Source organism: Candidatus Pelagibacter sp. PS_10_02, assembly GCF_059418005.1.
The window spans coordinates 879,815-902,801 of record NZ_CM182076.1 but is presented as its reverse complement, the minus strand read 5'-3'; the positions used below and the strand labels follow the sequence as shown (position 1 = coordinate 902,801).

18 protein-coding genes and 1 pseudogene are annotated in these 22,987 nt (G+C 25.8%); 17 read left to right on the top strand and 2 right to left on the bottom strand.

Annotated elements, in window-relative coordinates:
- Positions 1-7: 7 nt before the first annotated feature.
- The 17 genes and pseudogenes from rsmH to ligA all read left to right on the top strand — a co-directional run bounded on the left by rsmH (position 8) and on the right by ligA (position 19,278).
- Entirely contained in the window at positions 8-1,018 is a 1,011-nt protein-coding gene (gene rsmH / locus AC5SL1_RS04970) for a 16S rRNA (cytosine(1402)-N(4))-methyltransferase RsmH (protein ID WP_494599320.1), read from the top strand.
- A complete protein-coding gene (locus tag AC5SL1_RS04965; RefSeq protein ID WP_494599319.1) occupies positions 1,015-1,332 on the top strand; it encodes a cell division protein FtsL in 318 nt (105 codons plus the stop codon). Before rsmH ends, AC5SL1_RS04965 begins: the two co-directional genes overlap by 4 nt.
- Positions 1,313-2,992, top strand: coding sequence for a peptidoglycan D,D-transpeptidase FtsI family protein (locus AC5SL1_RS04960; protein ID WP_494599318.1), 1,680 nt, complete (start codon positions 1,313-1,315; stop codon positions 2,990-2,992). The genes AC5SL1_RS04965 and AC5SL1_RS04960 overlap by 20 nt, the downstream gene beginning before the upstream one ends.
- Before the next feature lie 7 nt (positions 2,993-2,999).
- Positions 3,000-5,846, top strand: a complete 2,847-nt coding sequence (locus tag AC5SL1_RS04955) for a UDP-N-acetylmuramoyl-L-alanyl-D-glutamate--2,6-diaminopimelate ligase (protein ID WP_494599317.1) — start codon at positions 3,000-3,002, stop codon at positions 5,844-5,846.
- Positions 5,836-6,921 carry a phospho-N-acetylmuramoyl-pentapeptide-transferase gene (mraY, locus tag AC5SL1_RS04950; protein ID WP_494599316.1) on the top strand — a complete coding sequence of 362 codons (1,086 nt, stop codon included), beginning with the start codon at positions 5,836-5,838 and terminating at the stop codon, positions 6,919-6,921. Before AC5SL1_RS04955 ends, mraY begins: the two co-directional genes overlap by 11 nt.
- On the top strand, positions 6,921-8,198 hold the full coding sequence (murD, locus tag AC5SL1_RS04945; protein ID WP_494599315.1) for a UDP-N-acetylmuramoyl-L-alanine--D-glutamate ligase: 1,278 nt from the start codon (positions 6,921-6,923) through the stop codon (positions 8,196-8,198). Before mraY ends, murD begins: the two co-directional genes overlap by 1 nt.
- The gene (locus tag AC5SL1_RS04940; RefSeq protein WP_494599314.1) at positions 8,185-9,309 is read left to right on the top strand and encodes an FtsW/RodA/SpoVE family cell cycle protein; all 1,125 of its coding nucleotides are present in this window, start codon (positions 8,185-8,187) and stop codon (positions 9,307-9,309) included. Before murD ends, AC5SL1_RS04940 begins: the two co-directional genes overlap by 14 nt.
- A pseudogene (locus tag AC5SL1_RS04935) lies at positions 9,310-9,661 on the top strand (glycosyltransferase); the annotation flags it as partial. It lies immediately after the preceding gene.
- Positions 9,641-10,378, top strand: a complete 738-nt coding sequence (locus AC5SL1_RS04930) for a UDP-N-acetylglucosamine--N-acetylmuramyl-(pentapeptide) pyrophosphoryl-undecaprenol N-acetylglucosamine transferase (protein ID WP_494600294.1) — start codon at positions 9,641-9,643, stop codon at positions 10,376-10,378. The pseudogene AC5SL1_RS04935 and the gene AC5SL1_RS04930, both read left to right, overlap by 21 nt.
- The gene (gene murC / locus AC5SL1_RS04925) at positions 10,368-11,762 is read left to right on the top strand and encodes a UDP-N-acetylmuramate--L-alanine ligase (RefSeq protein ID WP_494599313.1); all 1,395 of its coding nucleotides are present in this window, start codon (positions 10,368-10,370) and stop codon (positions 11,760-11,762) included. Before AC5SL1_RS04930 ends, murC begins: the two co-directional genes overlap by 11 nt.
- The gene (gene murB / locus AC5SL1_RS04920) at positions 11,762-12,670 is read left to right on the top strand and encodes a UDP-N-acetylmuramate dehydrogenase (RefSeq protein ID WP_494599312.1); all 909 of its coding nucleotides are present in this window, start codon (positions 11,762-11,764) and stop codon (positions 12,668-12,670) included. Before murC ends, murB begins: the two co-directional genes overlap by 1 nt.
- Before the next feature lie 2 nt (positions 12,671-12,672).
- Positions 12,673-13,587, top strand: a complete 915-nt coding sequence (locus tag AC5SL1_RS04915; protein WP_494599311.1) for a D-alanine--D-alanine ligase — start codon at positions 12,673-12,675, stop codon at positions 13,585-13,587.
- The gene (locus AC5SL1_RS04910) at positions 13,568-14,242 is read left to right on the top strand and encodes a cell division protein FtsQ/DivIB (RefSeq protein WP_494599310.1); all 675 of its coding nucleotides are present in this window, start codon (positions 13,568-13,570) and stop codon (positions 14,240-14,242) included. Before AC5SL1_RS04915 ends, AC5SL1_RS04910 begins: the two co-directional genes overlap by 20 nt.
- Positions 14,242-15,351, top strand: a complete 1,110-nt coding sequence (locus AC5SL1_RS04905; protein ID WP_494599309.1) for a cell division FtsA domain-containing protein — start codon at positions 14,242-14,244, stop codon at positions 15,349-15,351. Before AC5SL1_RS04910 ends, AC5SL1_RS04905 begins: the two co-directional genes overlap by 1 nt.
- A gap of 78 nt (positions 15,352-15,429) precedes the next feature.
- A complete protein-coding gene (gene lpxC / locus AC5SL1_RS04900) occupies positions 15,430-16,350 on the top strand; it encodes a UDP-3-O-acyl-N-acetylglucosamine deacetylase (RefSeq protein ID WP_494599308.1) in 921 nt (306 codons plus the stop codon).
- A gap of 39 nt (positions 16,351-16,389) precedes the next feature.
- On the top strand, positions 16,390-17,247 hold the full coding sequence (locus AC5SL1_RS04895) for an outer membrane protein assembly factor BamD (protein ID WP_494599307.1): 858 nt from the start codon (positions 16,390-16,392) through the stop codon (positions 17,245-17,247).
- A complete protein-coding gene (gene ligA, locus AC5SL1_RS04890) occupies positions 17,248-19,278 on the top strand; it encodes an NAD-dependent DNA ligase LigA (protein ID WP_494599306.1) in 2,031 nt (676 codons plus the stop codon).
- Here ligA and AC5SL1_RS04885 read toward each other — a convergent pair.
- Both AC5SL1_RS04885 and AC5SL1_RS04880 read right to left on the bottom strand, forming a co-directional pair.
- Entirely contained in the window at positions 19,261-20,955 is a 1,695-nt protein-coding gene (locus AC5SL1_RS04885; protein ID WP_494599305.1) for a M24 family metallopeptidase, read from the bottom strand. The two genes, ligA and AC5SL1_RS04885, sit on opposite strands and share 18 nt — an antisense overlap.
- Positions 20,952-22,982: an ATP-dependent helicase gene (locus tag AC5SL1_RS04880; protein WP_494599304.1), complete on the bottom strand. Its 2,031-nt coding sequence runs from the start codon at positions 22,980-22,982 to the stop codon at positions 20,952-20,954. Before AC5SL1_RS04880 ends, AC5SL1_RS04885 begins: the two co-directional genes overlap by 4 nt.
- Positions 22,983-22,987: the final 5 nt, after the last annotated feature.

The following is a 22,987-nucleotide window of genomic DNA, read 5'->3' as shown; positions in this document are numbered from 1 at the left end:
AAAATAAATGATAGCCACCATAGTACCAGATGTGAGAAGTCATTATCCGGTACTGCTAAGTGAATTAATTAGCATTATTACCCCTCAATATGGTGGCACATTTATTGACTGCACCTTTGGTCAAGGTGGATACTCTAAAAAAATATTAAATTTTGCTGAAACAAAAGTAATTGCACTAGATAGAGATTTAGAAAGTCAAAAAAAAGCAAATATAATTCAAAGTTCTTTTGAAAATAGATTTTTATTTAAGAACATTAAATTTAGCCAGTTAAATAATTTAAAGCTTAAAAATGAAAATATAAGAGGAGTGATCTTTGACTTAGGTTATTCGCTCAATCAAATAAAGGATCCAAAAAAAGGGCTTTCTTTTGAGACTGTTGGTGAACTCAATATGAAGATGGGAATAAATGAGTTTTCAGCCAAAGAGGCAATAAATATTCTAGACAAAGTCGAACTTGCACAAATATTTAAGTATTTTGGTGAAGAAAAAGATAGCAATCGAATAGCACATAATATTGTGGAAGATAGAGCTAAAAAAGAAATTACAACAGAGGAGCTAGTAAGGATAATTGAGTCTTCAAAGAGAAAAAATAATAGCAAAACCCATAGCGCTACAAAAATTTTTCAAGCACTAAGAATATTTGTTAATAAAGAAATAAGTGAATTAATTTATGGGTTAATTAATGCAGCCAAAATAGTCAAAAAAGATGGAGTTATAGCGGTAGTAACATTTCATTCACTTGAAGATAAAATAGTAAAATACTTTTTTAAAAGCTTGTCTGAAAACAAAAGTGTTTCAAGGTACATGCCCAAAGGTGAAGAAAAAGTTAATTTATTTAAGTCTCTTAACAAGAAACCTATTGTACCTAGTGAAAAAGAAATTAAAGAAAATCCACCATCTAGATCAGCAAAATTAAGATACGTCATAAAAAAAGAGGATTTTTATGATTTTGAAACAGATATTTTAGAAAAATTTGATTATTTAATTAAAATTGAAAATTTTTCACAAAAATTATGAAGAAAATAGCATTTTTAATAATTTTAATATTAGTTTTAGCTACTTCAATTGTGAAAAATTCTACAAAAGAAATTGAAGATAAAATTTTTGTATTAAAAGAAAATATTAGGCCTTTAAAAACAGAACTTGGTGAAGCATTATTAGAATATAATTTCCTTACTTCTCCAGAAAAGTTAACTCAATATCAAAATCAATATTTTGAAAAAGATTTAATCAAAATAGATATTACTCAAATTAAAGAATTAAGAGAAAATAATGATCAAATAGTCACAAATAACTTAATTAAAGAAAAAAATGGATCACAAGAAAAGTAATATAATTTTAGAAGAATATGAAAATAAATTTTCATATAAAAAAAGTAAAACAAATCTCAACATAGAGTTTAATAGAATTGCATTTATCTTTTTTGTATTTCTAGTTATTTCAATAATATTTTCTACTCAGCTTCTTCACTTAGGCTCATTAAAACAAGTTAAAAAAGTTACACAAGTTTCTAATATAAAAAATTACAGAGCAGATATAATGGATAGAAATGGCAATTATTTAGCCAAAACTGTTAGCTCTATTGATATTGGTATTAATCCTGTTGAAATTATAGATAAACAAAAACTTTTAATAAATTTAAAATTGTTGTTTCCCAAAAAGAATTATTTAGAAATTAAAAAAAAAATTGATCAAAATAAATTTTTTTATTTTGAAAAAAAAATATCTTTAGAAAATTATGAAAAAATCATGTTACTTGGAGATAAATCAATAGTACCAGAAGAGAAGTTGGCTAGAGTCTATCCTCAAAAAAATCTTTTTAGTCATATTATTGGTCAGATAGATGATGATAACCAAGGTATATCAGGTATTGAGAAATCATTTGACGATAGATTAAAGCAAAAAAAAGAACCACTTGAATTAACTGTTGATACGGACGTGCAATTCTTAGTCAGAGAACAACTTATAAAATTTAATACAATTTTTAGAAGTAAAGGTGCGGCTGCGATTTTAATGAATGTAAATAATGGAGAAATTATTTCTATGGTCTCATATCCTGATTTTGACCTTAACAAGAGAGAAAAAATTGTAGATTTGGATTTTATCAATAGAGCAACCAAAGGTGTTTATGAGCTAGGCTCAGTTTTTAAAACATTTACAGTTGCTGCTGGATTGGACCAAAATTTAATAGATGTTGATACTGAATTTTTAGATTTGCCAAAATCAATTCGTTGTGCTGGTCAATCTATTGGAGAGTATAGTGACAATATTCCTTCAGATTTAACAGTGGAAGAAATCTTAATTAGATCTGGAAATATAGGATCAGTTAGAATTGGACAAAAGTTAGAAATAGAAAAACTTAAATCTTTTTTAGAAAAAGTTGGAGTTTTAAATAAAATTGATTTTGATATTGAGGAAGTAGGAGAACCATATCCGTTCAAGTGGGGAAAATGTAAATTAGCCACTGTTTCTTTTGGACATGGAATAACTACAACACCGTTGCAACTTGCAAAGGGATATTCGATTATTACAAATGGTGGTTTTGATATTAAACCTACTTTAATTAAAAGAGATGAGGATATCATTAAGAATAAAAACAGAGTCATTAAGGAAGGTATTTCAGAAAAATTAAATCTTATTCTAAGAAAAATTGTCACAAATAAAAAAGGTACCGCAGAATTAGCCAACATAGATGGATATGAAGTAGGTGGTAAAACTGGAACAGCCCAAAAAACTACATTAGGTGGTTATTCTAATTTAAAAGTTAATACGTTTGCCTCTATATTTCCAACCTCAAAACCAAAGTACGCATTAATTGTTTTATTAGATGAACCCAAAACTAATAGTGAGTATATTTATTATTACAAAGATGGAAAACAACCTACAAAAGGCACACCTTATAATACAGCTGGCTGGACCTCTGTTGAAGTTGCTGGAAATATCATAGAAAGAATTGGGCCTATTTTGGCCACAAAACATATAGAAAATTAAAATTCATATGCAGATTGGGCATTTCTTTAAAAATATAAAACCTGAATACAAAAATTATTATTTTTCAGGATTTAGCTTTGATAGTAAGCAATGTAAAAATAACTATATATTTTTCGTCATTAAGGGCACAATCAATAATGGTACTCTCTTCATAAATGATGCAATAAAAAATGGGGCAAAAATAATTGTTTCAGAATTAAAATTTGAAGGAATAAAAAAAGGAGTATTATTTATAAACACACCAAATGCCAGAAAAGCATTATCCGAATTTTCTTATGCAACCAATAATAATAAACCTAATAATTTAATAGCAGTAACAGGTACAAATGGAAAATCATCTATTGTAGATTTTTATTTTCAAATTTTGAAATCAAATAAAATTAAAGTAGCATCAATAGGAACTTTGGGGGTTAAAACAAACAATTTAACCTCCAAGTCATTTAACACAACAATGGATCCTATAAGATTAAACAAAGTATTAAAAAATCTTAAAAAAAAAAATATTGATAATGTTATATTGGAAGCGTCTAGTCATGGATTAAAACAAAATAGGTTAGATGGTTTAAAATTTAAAACTGGAATATTTACAAATTTATCTCGCGATCATTTAGATTATCATAAGACTTTCAAAGATTATTTAAAATCTAAGTTGTACTTATTTAAAAATCTATTGGAAAAAAATGCAAATATAGTTACAGATGACTCAATTCAAGAATATAAAAAAATTAAAAATATTGCATTAAAGAGTAAATTTAATCTTAACACTATTTCTAATAAAAAAAGCAACTTAAGTTTAATTTCAATTGAATATCAAGATGACAAGCAATTAATTTATATTAGGTATAAAAAAAATACTTATAAAATTTTAGTAAATTTAATAGGAAAAGTTCAACTAAAAAATATTTTTATGGCAATGCTTGCTGCTGAAAAAAGTAATTTAGTATTTAATAAAATAGTAGACTCCATTAGATATATTAAACCTGTTAGAGGGAGACTTGAAAAAATAGGTAACATAAAAAATAACTCTAAGGTGATCCTTGATTATGCGCATACACCTGATGCACTAAAGGTATGCTTGTTAAATTTGAAGGAACAATTTGCAGATAAAAAGATTTCTATTGTTTTTGGTTGTGGTGGCAATAGAGACAAGGGCAAAAGAGCAGTGATGGGGATGATTGCTAATCAATATTGTGAAAATATTTATTTAACAGATGACAATCCTAGAAATGAGAATCCAAGCAATATTAGAAAAGATATTAAAAAAAAGATTGAGAAGTCAAAGATTTATGAGATCGCAGAGAGATCAAAAGCAATTAAACAGGCAATTTTGAATTTAAAAACAGGAGATATTTTAGTTGTAGCTGGTAAAGGTCACGAAGAAACACAAGACTATGGAACCAAAAAAAAAGCTTTTTCTGATAAAAAAGAAATATTAAAAAATATTAAATTAAAAAATAAAATACTCTCAGATAATTTAAAAATTAATATTTTAAATGATTTATCTAACTATATTTTAGCAAACCCAAAAACAATTATAAAAAAAGCATCAATAAACTCTAAAGAGATAAAAAAAAATGATATTTTTTTTGCAATAAAAGGAAAAAAAAATAATGGTAATCTTTTTGTAAAAGAAGCATTTACTAGAGGAGCAAGCTTAGTAGTTGCTAGCGAAGGAAAAAAAGAAAAAAGAAAAATAATTGTAAAAAATACTTTAAATTTTTTAACAAAAGCTTCTTCAATACTTCGAAATAATTTATCAACAAAAATAATTGCAATAACAGGAAGTTGTGGAAAAACTTCTTTAAAAGAATTGACAGGAAAAATATTGGGTAAAATTTTTCAAGTTACATACTCTCCAAAATCTTTCAATAATAAATTTGGTGTTCCTTTGAGTGTGTTTAATTTACAAGCTAATGATGATTATGGCATATTTGAAATTGGAATGGATAAAAAAAATGAAATAGATGAATTATCAAAAATAATAAAACCAAATGTAGGAGTTATTACAAATATTTCACATGCCCACATAAAAAATTTTAAAAATATTAACGAAATAGCACTTGCTAAAGCTGAAATTATTAACAATATAAAAAGTAATGGCTATCTTGTTTTAAATCGAGACGATGATTTCTTTAGTTTTCATAAAAAACTAGCCCAAAAAAGAAAATTAAAAACTTTATCATTTAGCTTGAAAGATAAAAATTCAGATATCAACTTAATATCAATCATTAAAGTTAAATCGAAGTTCAAAATATTTATAAAAGTTAATAAAGTAAAAACTTTTTTTTATGTTAATTCTATTTTTGAAAATGACTTAAAAAATATATTGGCATCAATTACAATTATTTCAATTTTTATAAATATAAATAGTCTAAATAAAAATATTTTTTATAATTACCAAAAACCACAAGGAAGAGGCGATATACAAAAAATTAAATTAGCTAAAAAATCATTTTATTTAATAGATGAGAGCTATAATTCAAATCCATTGTCTTTAAAGTCAGCATTAAATAATTTTGACAATATTAAAATGCTAAACTCTAAAAAACACTTAATTCTTGGAGATATGTTAGAGCTTGGAAAATATTCAAAATCATTACATTTGGCAATTGGCAAGAGTATTAACAAGCTATCACTTAAAAATATTAATGTTTTTGGTAAAGATATTAAGATAACCCATAAGGTGTTAAATAAAGATAAAAAAGGATTAATCTTAAAAAATGAAACTCAAATATTTGATTTGATTAAAAATTCATTAAATAATAATGATTATTTAATGATTAAGGGTTCAAACTCAACAGGACTTAATACTCTTGTTAAACAAATAAAAATCGGAAAAATTAATGCTTTATAGTCTTATTGTTAATTTAGTTGATCAATTTGGTTTTTTGAATGTTTTTAAATATTTAACATTTAGAACTGGTTTAGCCATGTTTACTTCAATGTTTGTTGTGTTGTTAATAGGCACTCCATTTATAAAGTTTTTTTCAGCAAGACAAATTTTAAACCCAATAAGAGACGATGGTCCAAGTGACCATATCATAAAAAAAATTGGAACTCCCACAATGGGAGGAGTATTAATATTATTAGGTTTGTTTTCAGGGATATTACTTTGGGGAGACTTAACCAATTATCATATATGGTTTTTACTTTTCATAGTAAGTAGTTATGGTTCATTGGGGGCTTATGACGATTATAAAAAAATTAAATTTAAGAATTCATCTGGCATATCTTTTAGGTTCAAAATTATTTCACAAATAGTAATAGCTTTAGTTGGAATTTTGGGATTGGCACATTTTTCTCAAAATACTGAATTAACAAATTTATATTTTCCATTTTTTAAAAACCTGATTATTAACCTCGGTTGGTTCTTTATACCATTTTCTATATTTATAATTGTTGGCTCATCAAATGCAGTCAATTTAACAGATGGTCTTGATGGTTTAGCTACCGTACCCGTTATACTGGTTGCAGGATGTTTTGCATTTATAAGTTATGTAACTGGCAATATTGTATTCTCTGAATACTTAAACATTCCTTATTTGGAAGGCATGGGTGAAGTAGCAGTTTTTTGTGGATCAATTATTGGAGCTTGTCTGGGGTTTTTATGGTTTAATGCACCACCTGCAAAAATATTCATGGGCGACACAGGATCCTTAGCACTAGGAGGCTCGTTGGGAGCGATTGGAATAATTACTAAGCACGAGTTTGTTCTAGCCATTACAGGCGGTCTGTTTGTGCTAGAAGCAGTATCAGTTATTGTTCAGGTTGTATCATTTAAATTAACAGGAAAAAGAATTTTTAGAATGGCACCCATTCATCATCATTTTGAAAAAAAAGGTTGGCCAGAGTCAACGGTTGTTATTAGATTTTGGATAATTTCAATAATTCTTGCAATGATAGGTTTGGCGACGTTGAAACTTAGATAATGTTAGAGTCTCATAATATTTTCAATAACAAAAAAATTTTAATTTATGGTTTAGGTAAAAGTGGATTATCAGCATCAAAATTTTTAAAAAGAAATAACAAAGTTATTGAATATGATGACAAAAAAAATAAGAATTATGGAAAAATTAGAAAAATAGAATTTGATTACATAATACTTAGTCCAGGAATAGATATTAATAAATGTAAATTAAGTAATTTTTTAAAAAAAAATTATAGTAAAATTCACACAGATTTAGATATTTTTTACAGTAATTATAAAAACAATTATAAAATAACTATAACTGGTACCAATGGTAAATCTACGACTGCTAAAATTCTATATGAAGTTATAAAAGCTCAAAAGATAGACGTTCGATTAGTAGGCAATATTGGCAACCCTATTTTATTAGAGAAAAACATAACTAATAAGACAATTTTCATAATTGAGGCTTCATCATACCAGTTAGCATATAGTAAATTGTTTAAATCAAATATATCGATGATTTTAAATATATCGCCAGATCATCTAGATAGACACAAGACTATTAAGGGATATATAAATGCAAAGTTTAAACTGATTAAAGGTCAATCAAAAGATGATTTGGCTATTTTAAATTATGATAATTTTTACATAAAACGTTATCTAAAATTAAAAAAGTTTTTAGTAAAAATAATCAAGATAAGTAAAAAGACGAATATTAATACTATTTCAAGTATCAAAAATCAATATTTTTTAACAGAAGGTAATAAAGAAAACTTAAAGTTTGTTTTAGTAGTTGCAGATATATTAAAGCTTAAAAAAGATATTTTATTTAGAACATTAGAAAAATTTAAGGGGCTTAATTTTAGACAACAAATAATCTATAATTCAAATAGATTGACAGTCATCAATGACTCAAAAGCAACTTCTTTTTCCTCTTCTGTAAGTCTATTAAGTTCATTATCTAATGTATATTGGATAGTAGGAGGGTTAGCAAAGAAAGGAGATAAATTATTATTAAATAAAAGAAATAATAAAAATATTAAAGCATACATTTTTGGAAAAGATAAAATTTTTTTTATAAATAAAATAAAAAGATTAATGAAATATGAGTCTTTTTTTGATCTTAAAGATTTAATAAAAAAAATATTTATAGATATAAAATCAGATCATAAAATAAAACATAAAATAATACTTTTTAGTCCTGCAGCAGCTTCTTTTGATAATTTTAAAAATTTTGAAGAAAGAGGAAAATATTTTAACAAAATTATTAATAAATATATAAATGCTAAGCTTTAACGAGATATATAAATTTTATTATGAGTGGTGGAAAAATATAGATAAAACTTTGTTCTTATTAATTATTTTTTTATTTGGTTTAGGATTATTTTTTTCTTTAGTATCAACCTCATTAATAGCCTCTGATAAACTAGATACTAATAATTATTTTTTTTTCTTTAGGCATTTAATATTTATATTACTAGGTATTGGTGTATTAATTTTTTTTTCTTCATTAAGTGAAAAAAATCTATTTAAAATATCTTTATATCTATTTTTCATTTCTATTTTTTTTTTGATTTTAGTGCCAATTATTGGAGTTGAAGTAAAAGGATCTAGAAGGTGGCTTAATCTTTTTTTTCTGCCAAGGTTTCAGCCAATTGAACTTGTAAAACCCTTCGTCATTATTTTTATAGCCACTATTTTATGTATAGAAAAAAATTTTAATATTTTTTTTAAATACGTCATAAGTTTTATAGCAATCCTACCAATAATCTTTTTATTGGTAATCCAACCTGATATTGGGCAGACTCTTTTGGTATTTTTGTCTTGGGCTACATTAATTTTTGTATCAGGTATCAGCTTACCAATAATAATTAGCGCTCTAAGTTTTCTACTATCAATATTTATTTACATGATTTTTTTTATTCCAAAATTTTTATATATAAAAAGTCGTATTTTATCTTTTTTTAACCCAAATAGCGGCACACATAATTTTCAGTCCGATAAAGCAATAGATGCAATAAGTAGTGGAGGTTATTTTGGAAAAGGAATAGGAGAGGGCACATTAAAAAATAGAGTTCCAGAAGCACATACTGATTATATTGTATCAGTAATTTCGGAAGAATTTGGTGTGATTGCTATTATATTATTGTTAATCCTGTTTCTATTTTTTATCTATACCGTCTTTAAAAAAATATATTTAGAAAAAAGTGAAAAAATAAAATTAGTATTAACTGGGATTATAAGTTTATTAATTTTTCAAGCCTTAATACATTTTGGTGTGAATATCAGATTATTTCCAACTACGGGCATGACGTTACCATTCTTAAGCTATGGAGGCTCATCAATTATTGGTGTGTCTATTCTGTCTGGTATACTATTAAATTTAACCAAGAGAAAAGTTAATTAGATGAAAAAAAAAATTTTAATAAGTACAGGTGGTTCAGGTGGCCATGTTGTACCGGCAACTATATTATATCAACATTTAAAAGATCTTAATGAAGTTTTTGTGACTTGTGATAATAGAGGCTTAAAATTTTTAAATCAAAAAGATTATGATTTAACAATATTTAATATAAATCCATTTAAAAAAAATTTTTTTTTATTCCCTTTAAATATTTTTAAAATCTTATTTTTAACAATCAAATCTTTCATTTTTCTAAAAAAAAAAGACAGAAGTATTAATATCGACAGGCGGTTATATGTCCTTACCATTATGTTTAGCATCAAGATTATTAAACATAAAGCTGTATTTATTTGAACCAAATATTGTCATTGGAAGATCTAATAAGCTTTTTCTAAGATATTGTAAAAAAATATTTTGTTATTCTGATAAAATAAAAAATTTTCCTAAAAATCTAAAAAATAAAATTGAAATTATACCCCCTTTATTAAGAAAAAAATTTTATGAACTTAATAAAACTAAGACAATAAATGATCAAATTAAACTTCTGGTTATTGGTGGCAGTCAAGGAGCAAAAATTTTTGATACATTAATTAAAAATTCAATAGTCAAACTATCAAAAAAATACAAGTTTAAAGTTTACCAACAATCAAACATAAATAATTTTACTAGTATAAAAAAGACCTACCAAGAAAATAAAATTGATTATGAACTGTTTGAATACAACGAAGATGTCTCAATGTTCATGGAAAAATCAAATTTATGTATTACAAGAGCAGGAGCTACAACGTTAGCAGAATTAGTTTTTTTAAATTTACCGCATGTTGCAATACCACTGCCTAGTTCAAAAGATAATCATCAATTTGAAAATGCAAATTTTTATAATGAAATAGGATGCAATTGGATCTTAAATCAAAATATTATTAATGAAGATAAAATGGTGAGTTTTTTAACAAATATCATTGAAAATAAAAAAGAATATAATGAAAGACTAATTAAAATGGAAAATTTTAGCTATCAAAATAGTTGGAATAATATAAATCTCAAAATTAACTCTATTATTAATGAAAATTGAATTAGCACAAACTGAAATTATACATTTTATAGGTATAGGTGGCATTGGCATGAGTGGTCTGGCTCTTATTATGAAAAGAATGGGTTTTAATATTCAGGGAAGCGATGTTCAAAATAATAAAAATATAGAAAGATTACAAAAAAGTAAGATCAGGATTAATATTAAACATAATAAAAAAAATATTTCAAAAGCAACGATTGTTGTTGTCTCTTCAGCCATTAAAAAGAATAATCCAGAATTAATTGAAGCAAAAAAAAAGATGCTGCCAATTTATAAACGTGGACAAATGTTGGCAAACATAGTCTCTTTAACTAAAAATATTGTTGTTACAGGCTCTCATGGTAAAACAACTACAACATCTTTATTAGCAGCAATTTTTGCAAAAACGAAATTAGATCCAACAATCATTAATGGTGGAGTACTAAATGCAATAAAAAATTCAGCAAGGCTTGGAAAAAGTGATTGGTGTATATTAGAAGCGGATGAGTCTGATGGAAGTTTTATTTATGTGCCTCCAACCTATTCTATAATAACAAATATAGACCGAGAACATATGGATTATTACAGTTCCATGGACGATCTTAAAGATTTATTTATAAAATTTATAAATAAAGTTCCCACTTTTGGTAAATCATTCATATGTATTGATGATAAAAATAATAATGATTTATTAAAGAGACTAAAAATAAAAAATTATTTTACTTATGGAACAAACCCAAAATCTCAATTTTATATAAAAAATATAAAACAATTAAAAGATTTTTCAGAATATGATTTATCAATAAAGCTTCCTGGGAAGAAAAATTTGAATATAAAAAATATTAAGATCCCCCTTCTTGGTATTCATAATATACGTAATTCAACTGCTGCAGCAGCTGTTTCATTAACAATTGGAATTTCTCCAAAACTTATAAAAAATGGTTTAAGAGAATTTAAAGGTGTTCAAAGGAGATTTAATAAAATCTTTAGCTACAGAGAAACTCATTTTTATGATGATTATGCCCATCATCCAACTGAAATAAAAGAAGTTTTAAATGGAGTTAGAGCCGCATATAAAAAAGAAGAAGTTATTTGTATATTTCAACCTCATAGAATATCAAGATTAAAAGATTTAAAAAAAGAATTTAGCCTATCTTTTAAAAAAGCAGACACAGTTATTTTGTGCCCAATTTATGCTGCAGGTGAAAAAATTAAGCTTGGATTTAATTACATGAATTTTGCAAAAGAAATTATTAAAAATTCTAATGTTAAATTATTTATGGTTAATGATCAGTATCAATTAGCAAAATTTATTAAAAATAATATTTATGGAAAAAAAATAGTTGTTGGAATGGGTGCAGGGACAATTTCTTCCTGGATGAGAGAACTTCCAAAATTGATATAATGCAATTAGAAGAATTAAAAAAATTCTCAAGTGAGATCAATAGTAAATTTTTATTTGATTTTGATCTAAAGAAAAGTAATTGGTTCAATATAGGTGGTAAAACTAAGGCATATTTTAAACCTGATAATTTGTCAGATTTAATTCTATTTTTAAAAAAATTTGGCTTAAAAGAAAAAATTTATATTCTAGGTGCTGGCTCTAATACCCTGATAAGTGATAAAACTTATGAAGGAGTTGTTATTAAATTAGGTAAAAATTTTGCCAATATTTCGATGCTTCCCAATAATACAATTATTGCCGGCAGTGCTTGTTCTGATAAAAAATTATCAGACTTTGCTATGGAAAATGATGTGGGCGGTTTCGAATTTTTAGCCTGTATACCAGGTACCGTTGGTGGTGGTTTAAGAATGAATGCCGGCTGTTTTAATAGAGAATTTAAAGACATACTTCTATCTGTGCAAGCCATTGATAGGAATGGTAGAGTTTTAACAATACCTGCTAAAAAAATTATGTTTGAATATAGAAATAATGACTTACCAGAAGATTTAATTTTTTTAAGTGCATCTTTCAAAGGTTTCAATAAAGATAAAGAAAAGATTAAAAATGAAATTAAAGAGTTAAAAGATAAAAAAGATAACTCTCAACCAACTAAAATAAAGACAAGTGGTAGCACTTTTAAAAACCCAATTAATCAATCAGATAAAAAAGTTTGGCAATTAATTAAAGAGTCTGTGCCACAAGATTTGAATTTTGGAGATGCTAGTATTTCAGAAAAACATTTTAATTTTTTTGTAAATGAAGGTAGCGCTAGTTTCAATGATATGATCAAATTAATAAACTTTGTTCAGGAACAAGTTAAAAAAAAAACAGGAATTATACTTGAAAAAGAAATAAAAATATTGGAATAGTTATGAAAAAAAAAATCTTAGTACTTTGTGGAGGAATATCCAAAGAGCGATTAATAAGCTTAGATACTGGAAAGCAAGTTTATAATGAGTTAAAAAAAAATGGTTATAGAACTAAAATAAGTGAACCAAATAATAGTTTACTTAAAAATATAAAATCATTTAAGCCAAATATAATTTTTAATGCTTTGCATGGACAATATGGAGAAGATGGCTATATCCAATCAATTTTAGAAACACAAAAAATTCCTTATACTCATTCAGGTATACTTGCATCATCAATCGCTATGGATAAAGAATTATCAAAAAAAATTTTTCTTAAAAACAAGATCTTAACACCAAAATATATCAAGTTCGATTTTTTAAAACCAATCAAAAATATAATTAAAGAAATTGATAAAAAATTAAAATTTCCAGTTGTAATAAAACCAATAAATGAGGGATCAAGTGTACATGTTTATATATGTACAAAAAAAGATTTCATAAAAAATTTGAAAAAATTAAACATTTATAAACAAATTTTAATTGAAGAATTTATTGAAGGTAGAGAAATACAGGTTGCCGTAATGGGCCAAAAAGCACTTGGTACAATTGAGTTAAAACCTAAAAGAAAATTTTATGACTATGAAGCAAAATATAGTTCAAATGCTAAAACAAAACACATAATTCCCGTAGATTTATCTAAAAAAGATTTGAGTAAGATAGAAGACATCGCAAATAAAGCCCATCAAATAGTTGGCTGTCGAGGAGTATCACGATCAGATTTTAAATATCACAAAGGTAAATTTTATTTACTAGAAATTAATACACAGCCAGGTATGACTAAACTTTCATTAGTACCAGAAATTGCTAGTCACAAAGGTATAACTTTTATCAAATTAATTGAGTGGATTTTAAAAGATGCATCAATCAATAGGTAAAAGAAATAAAATAGTAATTTATTTTATATTACTAATTACATTAAGTACAATAAGTGGGAAATTTACTCTCAACAACAAAGAATATTTATCTACAAATAATAAAATAACAATTCAAGGTCTTTCAAATGATAATAATTTTGACATTTCTAATAGACTTAAAAGTTTAGTTAATAAAAATATTTTATTCATTAATCGTAAAGAAATTGTCGACATAATTGATGACTACAATATTATAGAAAAATATAGCGTTAAACGAATTTATCCTGGAAATATAGTGATAAATGTTACACCCACCAGATATCTAGCCCGAACATCAAATGACAATAAATTATTAGTTGGAGCAAACGGTAAACTTATTAGAGACTCAAAAAATTCAGAAAATTTACCTTTCTTGTTTGGAGATTTTAAATCAAAAAGCTTTTTAAGTTTAAAAAAAGATATTGAACAATCAAAGTTTACCTTTCATAGATTTAAGACATTATATTTTTTTAAGTCAAATAGATGGGATATTTTAACCAATAACGATATTCTGATTAAGTTGCCTTTAGAAAATTCCTTAGTAGCCTTAAACCTTGCATATAAGATTATTGAAGACGATCAAGTTAATAAAAAAATTATAGATCTTAGGGTAAAGGATCGTTTAATAATAAATTAATGACTAATAAAAATTTTCAAACTTTTTTTGATTGTGGTTCCTCTAAAATAAGAGCAGCAACATTTAATATAGATAATGACAATGATGCATACTTTACAGAAAGTGAATTTCTTAAAGACAATACAAGCCTAGAGTTAAAAATTAAAGAAATTATAAATTCACTTGAGAGAGACTCAAGCAAATATATTAACAATGTAAATCTGATGATAGATAGCCCTAAGATGCTCTCAATAAGTATTTCTTTATCCAAAAAACTTGATGGATCAAAATTAAAAAAAGAAAATATAAAATTTTTAGTTCAAGAGGCAAAACAAGAAATTTTAAAATATTATACTGGCTACAATATAGCTCATATCATCATTAATAATTATAAGATTGATGGAGTTGATTACACCTTTTTACCAGATAAAATTAATTGTAATTTTTTTTCTTTAGACATACTTTTTATTTGTTTACCTTTAGAATTAGTTTTAAATTTTAAAGATATTTTTTCTAGATTAAATATCTTAGTTGATAGAATTATTTGTACAAGTTACGCAAAATCCATTCATTATAAAAGTAACTTAAATCTTAGTGGGCCCGTATCATTTATTGATGTTGGATTTGATAAAACATCTATAATTACGTATTTAAATGAAAATATAGCTATGTTAGATATTTTATCTGTTGGTGGTAATCATATTACAAAAGATCTTTCCAAGGTATTAAATATAAGTTTACAGAAGTCTGAACAAATCAAACTGAATTTTGACCAAAATCTCAACATTTTAAGTGAAGAAATTAAATCTACAGATATGCTTCAAAAAATAATTTTGGCTAGAACAGAAGAAATTCTTGAGCTGTGTAATAAATCAATTAAATCAAATTTATTTTTAACTGAAAAATTTAAGATGGTATTAACTGGTCAAGGATCTAAAATACTTGATAGTAAGCTCAAAGATAACATTTTTTTTGTAAATGATATTGATTTTTTAGAAGAAACTCTTGAGGATATTTGTTGGTCAGGCTTCAGATTAATTTCAAAACCAAATAAACAAGAGGTTGTAATAGTCCCAAAAAAATCAATAAAACATGGTTTTTTTGAAAAACTTTTTCACTTATTTAGATAATCTGGTTAAAAAATTCTAGTAAATTACCGTAACATTTCTTGTTTTTCTTAATTTAATCTAACTATTTATAAGGCTTCAATGTCTGTTTTAAATCAAAAAACTATTAATCAAGAGATTACATTCAATGGTGTTGGTCTTCATAGTGGCTTAGCTGCAACTATGACAGTAAAGCCTGCCGCACCAAATACTGGAATAATTTTTAAAAGAACAGACTTAAAAGAGAATAATGTTATTATACCAAATATATTTAATGTAAGTAGTGCAATATTTTGCACGACTATTTCAAATGAACATGGGGTAAGCGTATCAACTATAGAACATTTAATGGGAGCGTTATATGGTTTGGGCATTGATAATGCATTAATTGAAATTGATAATCAAGAAGTGCCAATTTTAGATGGTTCAGCAAAACTTTTTGTTGAAGCTATCTCTAAAATTGGGATTAAAAAAAGTGATGCTCCAATTAAGATAATAAAGATTTTAAAAAAAATAGAATTTATAGATGAAAATAAAACAATAACTATTGAACCAAGTAAAATTAGTTTAGATATAGACTTTGAACTAAAGTATACAAACGAAATTATAGGAACACAACGAAACTTGATTAAGGTTTTTGAATCTGACTTGAGTGATATTTATAACTCTAGAACATTTTGTCTGTTTGAAGATATAGAAAAATTAAAAGAAATGGGTCTTGCAAAAGGAGGCAGCCTTGATAATGCAGTAGTTGTTAAGAATAATGCGGTATTAAATCAAAATGGACTTAGAAATCATAAAGAATTTGTTAATCATAAGATTTTAGATTGCATGGGTGATTTATACTTGGCTGGCTATAAAATAATTGGAAAAATAGTTTGTTCACAAGGTGGCCATAAGCTTACAAATCAATTACTAAGAAAAGTTTTTGAAAATGATGAAAATTTTTCATTAATAGAAATTAAAGAAAAAAGCCTCCCACATGCTTTTGTTAACAAAACTAGTCTTAGATCTATTGCATAAAGATTAGAGTTTTTTTGTTTTTATGTTAATAGATTAAAAATGAATAAACTTTTTTATATAACCTTAATAACTTTAACTATTTTTTTAACATCATGCAGTAAAGAAAAAAAAATTACCGTTATTAATGAGACTGATATAAATTTACAAATGATTTCACTATATGAGGAGGGCTATCAGGAATTATTAAATGGAGACACCTTGTATGCAGCAAATAAATTTAGAGAAGCTGAATTAATTTTTCCACAATCAGAGTGGGCACCAATGGCATCTCTAATGTCAGCTTATGCCTACTATTCTGATGATTATTATTTGGAGGCAATCGATCAAATTAAAGATTATATGAGGAAATATCCAAATCATATTAATAATGACTACGCTCACTTTATTTTAGCTATGTGTTATTATGAAAATATTGTTGATGAGAAAAGAGATTTAGACCCATTACTTAATTCAAAAAAAGAGTTTGAGTTAATCATAAGAGAATATCCCGATACTGATTTTGCTCTTGATGCCAAATTTAAAATAGAACTCATTAAAGATAGACTTGCTGGAAAAGAAATGTTTATAGGTAGGCACTATTTAAAAAGTAAAAAATGGATACCTGCTTTAAATAGATTTAAAAATGTATTAGAAAATTATGAAACTACAGTTTATGTCGAAGAAGCGTTATTTAGATTAGTTGAGACAAATTACAAGATTGGTTTAGTTGAAGAGTCTAAAAAATATGCAAATTTGTTAGGATATAATTATGGTTCCAGTGAGTGGTATAAAGCATCTTATAAAATATTTAATCAAGATTATAAATATGATGAAAAACAGCTAAAAAAAAATAAACAAAAGGATAAAAAAAAAATACTATCTAGATTTAAAGCAAAATTTAAAACAATTTTTGAATAAATGAATGATGAATTAATTAAGAAAGATTATTCTACAAAAATAAAAAAAGTACAAAAATTAAACAAAGCTTACTATCAAGAAAACAACTCTATTGTAACCGATCAAGAATATGATCTCTTAAAAAAGCAGATAATTGATTTAGAAAAAAAATATTTATTTTTAAAAAGCAAACATTCACCTACAGTTTCAATAGGATTTAAACCATCAAAAAATTTTGAGAAGGTAAGACATAAGGTTCCAATGTTATCACTTGGAAATGCTTTTAATGAAGAAGATTTAAAAAACTTTGAAAAAAAATTATTCAATTTTTTAAGTTTAAATAAGATAAGTGTAGTGGATTATAGTGCTGAACCAAAAATTGACGGAATATCAGCATCATTAATTTATATTAATGGAAAATTTATAAAGGGACTTTCCAGAGGTGATGGAGTCGAAGGAGAGGATATTACTGAAAATTTAAAAACAATTAAGGATATCCCACAGAATGTAAGTGCAAAAAATTTTCCTAATGAAATTGATATAAGAGGTGAAGTGTTTATAGAAAATGATGACTTTAAAAAGATTAGTGAAAAATTTGCCAACCCTAGAAATGCCGCGTCAGGATCTCTAAGACAGAAAGATCACAATGTTACTGCTAAGATTCCATTAAAATTTATTGCTTATACCTTTGGTTATACATCGGAGATGAAAATTAATAATCAAACAGAATTTTTAGAAAATTTAAAAGTCTGGGGTTTTAAGACAAATCCATTTAATAAAAAAATCTCAGGCATCAAAAATTTAATGTCTAATCATAAGAATTTAGAGGAAAAAAGAAAAGAAATAGCATTTGATATAGATGGTGTAGTTTATAAAGTTAATGATTTTAGTTTACAAAAAAGATTAGGATTTGCTGCTAATGCCCCAAGATGGGCCATTGCACATAAATTTTCAGCTAATAGCTCAATTTCTGAAATAATAAATATTGAGATCCAAGTAGGAAGGACAGGCGCCCTAACACCTGTTGCAAAGATTAAGCCAGTTAATATTGGTGGTGTTATAGTTTCTAATGCCACACTTCATAATGAAGATGAGATTATCAGGAAAGATATAAGAATTGGGGATACAGTGACCGTTGAAAGAGCAGGCGATGTAATACCCCATGTTGTTTCAGTTGATATAAAAAAAAGAAATAAAAACTCTAAAAAATTTAATTTCCCTCTCATTTGTCCATCGTGTGGCAACAAAACTGTCAAAGATTATAATGAGACAACAAAAAAAAAAGATGCTGTTAGAAGATGTATTAGTGAGGGATATGAATGTGAAAAAATTGCAATAGAAAAAATTAAACATTTTGTATCTAAAGAGGCATTTAATATCGATGGACTGGGTAAAAGGATTGTTGAAAATTTTTGGAATTTAAAGCTAATAAGGTTTCCACAAGATATTTTTAATTTTAATTATGACAAAATAGAAAAATTAGAAGGATGGGGAAAATTATCTGTTAAAAATTTAAAATTTTCAATTGAAGAAAAAATAACAATCTCTTTAGATAGGTTTATCTACGCTCTAGGAATAAGGCATATAGGACAAGAAAATGCTAAACTTATGGCAAAGCATTTAAAAACTGCTGATAATTTTTTTAAATTATCAAAGGATAAAAACATAGAAATTTTATCGAATATTGATGGTATTGGTAAAACTCAAATTCAGTCAATAAAAAAATTTTTCTTAAATAAAACAAATTTAGATGTGCTATCTGAATTGAAAAAAAAACTTAAAATACAAAATATGATTTTAATAAATGATAAAGGATTATTGAATAATAAAACTTTTATGCTCACAGGTAAGTTAAATGGAATTAGTAGAGCAGAGGCAAAATCTTTAATTGAGCAAAATTCAGGAAAAATAATTAGTAATGTGAACAAAAAATTAAATTATTTAATAGTAGGTGAAAAACCAACTATTAAAAAGATAAATACAGCAAGAGAATTAAATATAAAAATTATTGATCAAAAAGAATTATTAAAAATGTTAAATAAGTTGGGCTAACCATCTTCTTTCATTTTTATTTAATAAAGATGAATACTCAGAGTAAATTTTTAAATGATATCTAAATAAATAATCTTTTTCAGATTTGTTTAGCAGCTTGTAATTGATCAAATCTTTTTCTATGGGCGCAAGCGTAAAATTATCAAATAATAACTTATTTTTAAATTTTTTTACATATATCAAATTTTCTATTCTAATTCCAAAATGACCTTTTTTGTAAAACCCAGGTTCATTACTCAAAATCATTCCTTTGGTTAATTTAATATTATTATATTTTGAAATTGATTGTGGACCCTCATGAACATTTAAGAAAAAACCAACACCATGTCCTGTTCCATGTGCATAGTCTAAGCCTACTTTTTTTAAAAATTTTCTAGCTCTAATATCTATTTTTTTTCCAGTATCAATTTTATTTAAATTGGTTTGAACAACTGCAATATGTCCCTTTAAAACATAAGTATAAGCATTCATTATAGTTTTTTTTTGCTTAGAAAAACAAATGGTTCTAGTAACATCTGTTGTACCAAATTTATATTGACCACCTGAATCAACTAATAAAAGGTCTTGTTTTTTAATCTTTTTGGTATTTTTAGGTGTTGCTCTATAGTGAACTATGGCCCCATTAGATCCTGCACCAGCTATTGTATTAAAACTTGGGTATAAATAGGCTGGATTTAATTTTCTAAATTTTTCCAATCTATTTTGCGCATCAACTTCTGTGATTACTTTTTTATTAACATTCTTAATCCAATAAATAAATTTTGTTAATGCCAACCCATCTTTTTTATGAGTTTCAATCATATGTTTTATCTCCTGCTCATTTTTAATAGATTTTAATTTATAAATTGGATCTTCAATTTTTAATACTTTGAATCTTTTTTTTATGATGTTTTCATATAAAATTGAACAAGATTTATTATCAATTATAAAATTACCTTCTTCTAACTGGTAGAATAAATTAGATAAATTATTTTCATCAACAATATATTTTGTATTTATTTTTTTTTCTTTAATAATAGTTTTTGCGTTAGATTTTTTAGTTATCAGATATATTTTTTTATTTTTACTAATAATCAATCTTGCATTTGGTATTGGACTGCTAGGACTATCATAGCCTCTAATATTTAGTAACCACGCAACATTTTCTGGTGCACTCACAAACAAATAATCAGCATTATTTGATTTAATAAATTTTATTACTTTAGAAATTTTTGAATGATGTGATTCGCCTACAACACTTTTATCCAAGGAAAAAAAAGGTTTTGTTTTTATCTTTTTAAATTTAAATATTTGATCGATTAAATTATGGTTTATTGCAGTTAAATTATTATTTGAAAAATATTTCTTAAGTATATTTTTTGTAAATAGACTTGGATCATAACCTAAGTTTAGATTTTTAATAATTTCATTTGGAAGTTTTTTATGAATCTCAATTATTTTATAATTATCTGAAGATTCTTGTTGAGCTTGAATAGTATATCTACCATCAACAAATAAATAATTTTTTTTATTTAAAATAACAGCTAAGCCCGCTGAACCTGAGAATTTTGTAATCTTCTTTAATCTATCATTTTTGGCATATTCAGAAAAATAATCATCATTTTTAGGAACAATGTAGCCATCAATTTTATATTTTTTGAATTTATTTCTTAAATTATTTATTTTTTCTATAATCATTTAATTCTTTTTTGATATCGTATCCAACCTGGGCTTCTTATTTCTTCATTAGTTTCAAAATCTTGATTAAATTCAAAATCATCATCTTTACTGTCATCGAAATATGAGTTTTTTTCTAAAAATTCTTCTGGCAGTTCATCGACAAACCTTGAGGCCATACTATCAATCCAATTTCCTTGGTAAAATCTATTCATTGCAAAAGACACAAGTGCTTTCTTTTTTGCTCTAGTTATTCCTACGTAAGCCAACCTTCTTTCCTCTTCAAGTCCATTTTGACCTTTTTCTTCAATTGATTTTTGGTGTGGAAAAAGTCCCTCCTCCCATCCAGGTAGAAAAACCACGTCAAACTCAAGTCCTTTTGAGCCATGCATAGTCATCATATTAATTTTTTCACCATCCCAATCTTGATCCACTGATGTTGCTAATGCAACGTGTTCTAAGAAACTCTCTAAATTATCAAATTCTTTCATTGCACTGAGAAGCTCTTTAATATTCTCTAGGCGATTTTCATTTTCAACGTCTTTTTTATTCTTCAACATTGAAGAGTAGCCCGACTCATCTAAGACTAGCTGGAGTAATTTTACATGGTTAATTTTTTTTATATTGATATCGTTTCTCCATTTATCCATTAAAAATAAAAAAGAACTCAAGCCTATTTTAGTTTTTGGTTTGATTAAATTTTGTTCAATTAATTGCTTAGAAGAAATTTCTAAACTTGAGGAGTTTTCTTTTGAAAATTCATGTATTAATTTAATAGTACTTTCACCTATAGATCGTTTAGGAGTGTTTATTATTCTATCAAATGCTAAATCATCTTTAGGTTGATGAATTAACCTTAAATATGCAACACAATCTTTAATCTCTGCTCTCTCATAAAATTTTGTACCTCCCAAGATCCTATAAGGAAGCCCAATTTTTAAAAAACGTTCTTCAAATTCTCTAGTTTGAAAAATTGCCCTAACTAAAATTGCTATGTTATTAAAAGAATATTTTTTTTTTAATTTTTTTTCTATTTCATCTGAAATTCCTATTGCTTCATCTTTTCCATTTTTAAAACAATTAAGTTTAACTAAGTCACCCTCATCCATTGTAGTTTTTAAAGTTTTGCCAACTCTATTTTGATTATTAGCGATTAAATTCGAGGCAACGGATAAAATATTTTGTGAGGATCTATAATTTTCTTCTAATCTTATTACTTTTACATTTTCATAAACCTTATCAAATTCTAAAAAATTCTTGATTTCTGCACCACGCCAACTGTAAATAGATTGATCATCATCTCCAACACAACATAAATTTTTATGTTTTTCTGATAATAGATATAGCCATCTACTCTGAATGTAGTTTGTATCTTGATATTCATCGACCAAAATATATTTAAAATTATTTGAATATATTTCTCTTATATCTAAATTTTTTTCTAAAATTTTTACAGCATGTAAAATTAAATCTCCAAAATCACACGCATTTAAATCTAATAGTTTTTGCTGATAAATTTTATATAAAGGAAGTAAAGTTTTTTCATAAATATCATTTTTATTTATAATGACTTCATTTGGATAAAATCCTTTATTTTTCCATCTATCAATAATGGATAAAATATATTTTGGAGCTAATTGTTTAATATCTATATTTTCAGCTTTACATATATTCTTAATGAGTCTTACCTGATCATCTGTGTCAATGATCGTAAAATTAGATGTTAAACCAGCTGCAGGAGCATGTTTTCTCAATAATTTTGCGCAAATTGAATGAAAAGTTCCTAGCCAAGATAATCCAGTAGCTTCAGAATTAAGCATAGAACTTATTCTATTTTGCATCTCCCTTGCAGCCTTATTTGTAAAAGTTACAGACAATATCTGATTAGGAAAAGCTTTCTTCTCTTTAATTATATGAGCGATTCTAGATGTGAGAACTTTAGTTTTACCTGAGCCTGCTCCAGCAACTATAAGTAATGGTCCATTAAGGTGTAAAACTGCTTCTTTTTGAGCTTTATTTAGATCATTTAAATAATCAGAGTTTATCATTTTAG